At 70.6% G+C, this 6,274-nt stretch carries 10 protein-coding genes; 7 read left to right on the top strand and 3 right to left on the bottom strand.

Translation table 11 applies throughout. The annotated features are described in order from the left end of the window. Nucleotides 1–356 (top strand): helix-turn-helix transcriptional regulator (locus WA805_RS18880; RefSeq protein ID WP_425242989.1); only part of this gene is annotated, 356 nt, incomplete at its 5' end. Between the two features lie 76 nt (nt 357–432). Here WA805_RS18880 and WA805_RS18875 read toward each other — a convergent pair. Together WA805_RS18875 and WA805_RS18870 are read right to left on the bottom strand one after the other, a co-directional pair. After that, entirely contained in the window at nt 433–1,143 is a 711-nt protein-coding gene (locus tag WA805_RS18875; RefSeq protein WP_425242988.1) for a hypothetical protein, read from the bottom strand. Then, on the bottom strand, nt 1,136–1,468 hold the full coding sequence (locus WA805_RS18870) for a helix-turn-helix transcriptional regulator (protein ID WP_422289780.1): 333 nt from the start codon (nt 1,466–1,468) through the stop codon (nt 1,136–1,138). The genes WA805_RS18875 and WA805_RS18870 overlap by 8 nt, the downstream gene beginning before the upstream one ends. Before the next feature lie 132 nt (nt 1,469–1,600). On the opposite strand from WA805_RS18870, the gene WA805_RS18865 reads away from it, so the two are divergent. The 3 genes from WA805_RS18865 to WA805_RS18855 all read left to right on the top strand — a co-directional run bounded on the left by WA805_RS18865 (nt 1,601) and on the right by WA805_RS18855 (nt 3,374). Then, nucleotides 1,601–1,852: a PspC domain-containing protein gene (locus WA805_RS18865; protein ID WP_422289778.1), complete on the top strand. Its 252-nt coding sequence runs from the start codon at nt 1,601–1,603 to the stop codon at nt 1,850–1,852. A gap of 84 nt (nt 1,853–1,936) precedes the next feature. After that, nucleotides 1,937–3,211, top strand: a complete 1,275-nt coding sequence (locus WA805_RS18860) for a SidA/IucD/PvdA family monooxygenase (protein WP_425242987.1) — start codon at nt 1,937–1,939, stop codon at nt 3,209–3,211. Then, entirely contained in the window at nt 3,204–3,374 is a 171-nt protein-coding gene (locus WA805_RS18855) for a ribbon-helix-helix domain-containing protein (protein WP_422278409.1), read from the top strand. The genes WA805_RS18860 and WA805_RS18855 overlap by 8 nt, the downstream gene beginning before the upstream one ends. A gap of 47 nt (nt 3,375–3,421) precedes the next feature. On the opposite strand, the gene WA805_RS18850 is transcribed toward WA805_RS18855, so the two are convergent. Continuing rightward, the gene (locus WA805_RS18850) at nt 3,422–3,937 is read right to left on the bottom strand and encodes a (4Fe-4S)-binding protein (protein ID WP_425242986.1); all 516 of its coding nucleotides are present in this window, start codon (nt 3,935–3,937) and stop codon (nt 3,422–3,424) included. Between the two features lie 116 nt (nt 3,938–4,053). Here WA805_RS18850 and WA805_RS18845 point away from each other — a divergent pair, with 116 nt between their 5' ends. The 3 genes from WA805_RS18845 to WA805_RS18835 form a co-directional block, all read left to right on the top strand. Further along, nucleotides 4,054–4,572: an endonuclease V gene (locus WA805_RS18845; protein ID WP_422278411.1), complete on the top strand. Its 519-nt coding sequence runs from the start codon at nt 4,054–4,056 to the stop codon at nt 4,570–4,572. Nucleotides 4,573–4,735: 163 nt separating this feature from the next. Next, nucleotides 4,736–5,059, top strand: coding sequence for a YciI family protein (locus tag WA805_RS18840; protein ID WP_422287256.1), 324 nt, complete (start codon nt 4,736–4,738; stop codon nt 5,057–5,059). Next, nucleotides 5,056–6,274, top strand: a 1,219-nt coding sequence (locus WA805_RS18835) for an RNA polymerase sigma factor (protein ID WP_425242985.1), incomplete at its 3' end; no start/stop codon positions are given. The genes WA805_RS18840 and WA805_RS18835, both read left to right, overlap by 4 nt.

Genomic DNA, 6,274 nt, shown 5'->3' with positions numbered 1-6,274 from the left:
TGACCACCCACGCCCGGGTGCTGGTGTGCATCGCCCACGACCCGGGCGCGCGGCTGCGCGACATCGCGGCCACCCTGGGCATCACCGAACGCCGCGCCCACGGCATTATTACCGACCTCGCCGAGGCAGGTTATGTGGTGAAGCAGAAGGACGGCCGCCGCAACCGCTACCAGATCCAGGCCCACCTGCCGCTGGCCGAGCGCGGCACCCGGGAACCCGCCGTCGGCGAGGTCCTGGCCGTCCTGCTGGGAAACACGGCCGGCCTTGCCAGCCCGGCGGACGGCGCGGATGTAATCACTACCCGGGCCGACGGCCCAGGCGACCGAGAGGATGACGACGGGCCCCTCGGATCTTGACCGGCGCAGGCCAGCGTCGGAGTCGCCGGTCGCGGCGGGCAGGAAAATGGTTCCCGCCGGCGCTGGCCGGGGTGCCTTACATGCTGCTAGCGGGTACCGGGGCCGGCTCCGGCTGTGGCTGGCTGGCGGGCAGAGCGGCCGCCTGCCAGATCCGGGCTGCCAGCAGGACCATCGCGGCCGCAAACGGCAGCATGTACAGGATGACGACGGGTCCGGAGGATATCTGCGCCTGGGCGACTTCCAGGCCGGCGAAGAAGAGCACCGCCAGCCAGCGCGGAACGCTCCGGCTCCGCCAGAGCGCGTACCCCATGAGGGCCGGCGCGGCGTAGATGCCGACGAAATAGGCGTAAGAGAACCCGTGGCCGAACCCAGAGTTGAAGGTTGTCGCCAGGAACCGGGCGGCCGCGCCTGCTGACAGATGTGCCGTCGCGGCGGCGGCGAGATTGGGATAGACCAGGACGTTGACGATGGCCCCGCAGAAGGCGCCGATCCCCCCGATCAGCGCGGCGACGGTGGCCACTGCCGAACCGCGGTTTCTGGCCAGCGTGGCGATCGCCGCATACGAGACGGCCAGAGCGCCGAGCGCGAGAATGGCGAGCGAGCCTGCGGCATAGAGCTGAGTCGGGTGTTCGGCCGCGATGGGCAGCACCTTGAGCGCGGTGGCCGTGGTCGTTATCACCTGGTCGGTGCCCTTGGGGCTGAGTGCCTCGGCGCTTATGTAGAGCACGGCGGCGATAGGGAGGAATAGGGCTAGCACCCGCTGACGTGTGCGGGCCGCGTTATCCACTGACTTCTCCAGTCGAGTTGGAGCCGATCGCCTCGGACTGGGCTGCGAACAGGGCGACGATCTCGCCGATGGCGGGTTCGCGGGTGCCGGGTTCGCGGGTGCCGGGTCCGGGCAGCGGCAGGTGGGCCTGGACCTGGTAGCGGTTGCGACGGCCGTCTTTCTGCCTGATCAGGTAGCCGGACTGGGTGAGGTCGGTGACGATGCCGTGGGCGCGGCGCTCGGTGACGCCCAGGGTGGCGGCGATGTCGCGCAGCCGCGCGCCCGGGTCGTGCGCGATGCACAGCAGCACCCGGGCGTGGGTGGTCAGGAAACTCCAGTCCGCCATACAGATAACTGTACTATAGTTTCCGGAAAAATATTGCTAGTTTTATATTGCAAATGTAGGCTGAGGGCAGGCACCGGGATCAGTCGCCGACGGCGGCCCGCTACCCCCGGGGTCACCGCAAGGATGGCTCACATGAACGGCGGGAATGGAACCAAGGTCCTGGTGCGCGACCGGAAGGGCCGGATGGTGGCCGGGGTCTGCGCGGGAGTCGCCCGGTACTTCGGCCTTGACGTGACCCTCGTCCGGGTGATCGTGGCCGTCGTCTCCGTCATCACCGGAGGCGCGGGCGTCCTCGCCTACCTGGCGGCGTGGGTGATCATCCCCGGGGAAGGCGAGACGACCTCGATCGCCCAGAATCTCATCGGCGCGAAGCAGGACGCCTGATCAGGCCGGCAGCCGCAGGGCCGGCTGCCACCCGTTTTACGCGCCGCGGCAGCCTCGCTGGCGTTCCCTGGTTATCCTCTCCAGGTGTCAACGCTTGCTGTGGTGGGTGCCGGCCCGAAGGGCATCGCGATCGCCGCCAAGGCCCGCGCGCTCGCTGCTGCCGGGTTGCCGGCGCCGCGCGTGGTGCTGATCGACCGTGGCGAGGTCGCGGGGAACTGGAGCGGGCGCCAGGGGTACACCAGCGGCCTGCTGCCGCTGGGGACGCCGCCGGAGAAGGACGTCGGCTATCCGTATGCTGCGAGCTGGGGCGATGCATCCGCTGATGTGGTCGCGGCGATGGCGGAGTACAGCTGGCAACGCCACCTGATCAGGCACGGCGCCTATGGCGACTGGGTCGACCGCGGCCGCATCCGGCCGACGCACCGCCAGTGGAGCGCCTACCTGCGCGACGTCGCCGAGGCGGCCGACGCGGAGATTGCCCGCGGTGTCGTGACCGGCCTGGAGGTGGCAGACGATGGCCGCTGGGCGGTCACGCTGGAGGCCGGCGATGCGATTGCCGCCGACGGCGTGGTCCTGACCGGCGCGGGCCCGGTCATCACGGTGCCCGGCCAGCCTCGTGATCACCCCCGGGTCCTGGACGGGCGGACCTACTGGCTGGCGGCGCGCGAGCTGCACCGCGAGCGCGCGCTGAACCTCTGCGTCGTCGGCAGCGGGGAGACTGCCGCCTCGGTGGTCATCGATCTGGTGAAGCGGTGCCACAAGGACTCGGCGATCGACGTGCTGACCGCCCGTGGCGTCCTGTACTCGCGCGGTGAGAGCTACGACGAGAACCGGTTCTACTCCGACCCCTCGGAGTGGCCGCGCCTGGCTGAGGCGCACCGGCGTGAGTTCCTTGCGCGCACCGATCGTGGCGTCTTCTCGCTGCAGGCCGAGGCGGCGCTCAACCAGGCGCGCGACTTGCGCACGCTGGCCGGGCGGGCGGCCGCAGTCGAGGCGCGCGAGCACGACGTGATCGTGACCATCGCCTACGACGATGAGCGCGAGCGCGTCGCCTACGACGCCGTTGTCGTCGCCATCGGCTTCGATGGGCGCTGGTTTGAGACCCTCCTGGGTGAGGAGGCGAGCGGCCGGTACCGGGACGCGCTGGGCGGCGGCGAACTGGAGGGCGTGATCGACGTCGACCTGTCCGTGGCCGGCCTGGCGCCGCCGCTGCACCTGCCGGTCATGGCGGGGCTCGCGCAGGGGCCGGGGTTTCCGAACCTCAGCTGCCTCGGCCTGCTGAGCGACCGCGTCCTTCGCCGCTATGTCGCGGTCAACGACGCTGGAGCCCTGGTAACGGAGAGGAGGAGGCGTGCCTGAATTCAGTGACGAAGGCTGGGAGCGCGACGACGGCGTACGCCGCACCATCGTGCTTCCGAGTGACCTTGCCGAGCGGCTCGCGGCCGAGGCCGCGCGCCGTGGCATCTCGCTCAGCGATCTCTTGACCGAATACGCCGAACAAGGGCTGCGCCAGGCCCGATAGCGCCGCGCGCTTCACCCGGCCCGAGCAGCGCGGCACCCGTGGCGTGCTCACGCCGGACCGCGCGTGGTCCGGATCCCTATCCTGCGATGGCTGCCGTCGCAGAACGGCTTATTGGCTGATGCGCCGCACCTGCAGAGCGCCACCCGCGTGTCCTGCCTGACCGGCGTGTGGTCCTGATCGAAGATCCTGACGTTGCCGCGGACGAACAACGGGCCGTTCGGGCGTTCCTGCACCGTCGTTTCCTCCGGCACCGGCTCCTGCGGCCCGCCGTCCAGGCGGCGGAAGTGCAGCGCGCCCGTAGGACAGCGCTGGATCACGTCGCCGATCTCGCCGGGCGATCCGTTGTCCACGATGATCCACGGCCGGCGCTGATTGTCGAACACGCCGGGGAGCCCGCGCAGGCATTCGGCGACATGGATACAGAACGCAGGCTCCCAGGTGACCTCGATCTGGTCGTTCGCGTACCTACGCTCGACCCCCGGCGCGTAGCGCGGCTGCCCGCGGAAACCCTCCGGGGCCTCATCGGGCTCATCGTGCGAGGGATCGCTGGTTCGTTCGGTCATCTTCTCGCCTCCCCTGGCTGGGTCTCCACGCGAACTCCTCCGCCGGCCAGCGCTGGCCGGCCTGGTTCGCTGCCTGAGCCATGCCCACCGCACAAGCTGGGCCTACATTAAGGCCCATGTTCGTGTTCGTCGCGGCGGACGTGCACTACCTGCCCTCCGGTAGCGCCCGGGCGGCCGCCGTCGTGGCCGCTGATCCGGCCTTCTCCCGCCTGGCCGGTGAACGCACCGCGGTGGTGGCTGACGTCGCTCCCTACCAGCCGGGCCAGTTCTACCTGCGCGAGCTGCCGCCGCTGCGCGCGGTCCTGGACGGCCTGAGCGGCCTGAGCCTGCTGGTGGTCGACGGCTACGCAGACCTGGACCCAGACGGCCGGCCCGGCCTGGGCGCCCGGGCCCGCGATGAGTTCGGCGTACCGGTGATCGGCGTGGCCAAGACACCCTTCCGCACCGCCACCCACGCCATCGCGGTGCTGCGCGGAACCTCGGCCCGGCCGCTGTACGTCACCGCCGCCGGGATGCCCCGCGCCGACGCCGCCAGCCTCGTCCGGCAGATGGCCGGCCGGCACCGGCTGCCTGACGCGCTGCGCCGGGCCGACACCCTGGCCCGCCACGGGCCGCCCCGGCCGCCGCGGCGCTGAACTAGCCTGCCCATCACAAAAGTTCCCGAAAGAAGGCCGGGAGGAGATGTCGGATCAGCGCAGAGGTGTTCGTAGCAGGGGTGAAAGGGGCCTTACGAATGGCGCCCCGGCAAGATGAACGGCCGCCCACGAGGGCGCCCCGAACCACAGGAGATGATCCGAGATGCAGTACCTGGTTTCCGTGATCTTTGACCACGCTGGCTTGGCCACCCCGGACGAGGATGCTCAGATCGACGTGTTCAACGACCGGCTCGTGGCCGAGGGCCACTGGGTCTTCGCCGGCGGTCTCGCGGCGCCCAGCTCGGCCACCGTCATCGACAACCGGGGTGAGGAGGCGTTGGTCACCGACGGGCCCTTCCTGGAGTCGAAGGAGTTTATCGCCGGCTTCTGGATCATCGAGGCCGCCGACCTCGACGTGGCGCTCAGGCTCGCCGCCGAGGGGTCCAGGGCCTGCAACCGGAAGGTCGAGGTGCGGCCGTTCCAGTGAGCGCGGCCGACGTCAGGGAGGCGGTCACCCAGGCACACCACGAGGAGTGGGCCCGGGTGGTCGCCTCCCTGACCAGGCGTTTCGGTGATCTCGACATCGCCGAGGAGGCGACGGCCGAGGCGTTCGCGACCGCCGTCGCGCGGTGGCCGGCCGATGGCGTGCCCCCCAATCCCGGCGCCTGGCTGACCACCACCGCCAACCGCAAGGCCATCGACCGGATCCGGCGCGAGAACAAGCGCGACGACAAGCAGAAGGAGGCTCAGCTGTTGTACGACGGCGACCCGCCCGGGCCTCCCGGCGCCATCGAGGACGAGCGGCTCGGGCTGATCTTCACCTGCTGTCACCCGGCGCTCGCGATGCAGACCCGCGTGGCGCTGACGCTGCGCATGGTCGGCGGTCTGACCGTGCCCGAGATCGCCCGGGCCTTCCTGGTGCAGGAGGCCACCGTGGGGCGGCGGATCACCCGCGCAAAGGCCAAGATCAAGGCGGCTCGCATCCCTTATCGGGTGCCGTCCGCGGAAGATCTCCCGGCACGCGTCTCCGGCGTACTCGCCGTCCTGTTCCTCGTCTTCAACGAGGGCTACCTGGCGACCGGCCCCAGCACCGATCCGGTACGTCACGACCTGACCGCCGAGGCGATCCGGCTCACCCGCCTGATCCGGGCCCTCATGCCGGAAAACGGTGAGGTGGCCGGGCTGCTGGCGCTGATGCTCCTCATTGAGGCCCGCCGCACCGCCCGGGTGTCGGCGACCGGTGAACTGGTCGCCCTCGACGAGCAGGACCGTGGGTCCTGGGACGCGGCGCTGGTCGCCGAGGGTCACTGGCTGGTGCGCGAGCGCCTGGCCGCCCGGGTGGCTCCGGGCCGCTACCAGATCCTCGCCGCGATCAACGCCGTGCACACCTCCGCGCGCGACCTGCGCGACACCGACTGGTCGCAGGTCGTCGCCCTCTACGACCAGCTCGTCCGCCTCGACCCCTCGCCGATCATCGCCCTCAACCGGGCTATCGCGGTGGCCGAGCTTGACGGCCCGGAGGTGGCACTGGCGGCCGTCGACCGTCTCAAGGAGAAGCTGGCCGGCTATCACGCCTACCATGCGACCCGCGCCGACCTGCTGCGCAGGCTGGGCCGCAGTCAGGAGTCGCGCGTGGCGTACGGCAAAGCCATCGAGCTGGCGGGCAACACCGCCGAGATCGCCTACCTGACCCGCCGCCGCG

Source organism: Trebonia sp., from assembly GCF_049794275.1.
GTDB lineage: Bacteria > Actinomycetota > Actinomycetes > Streptosporangiales > Streptosporangiaceae > Trebonia.
This window is presented reverse-complemented; position numbering and strand designations above follow the sequence as displayed.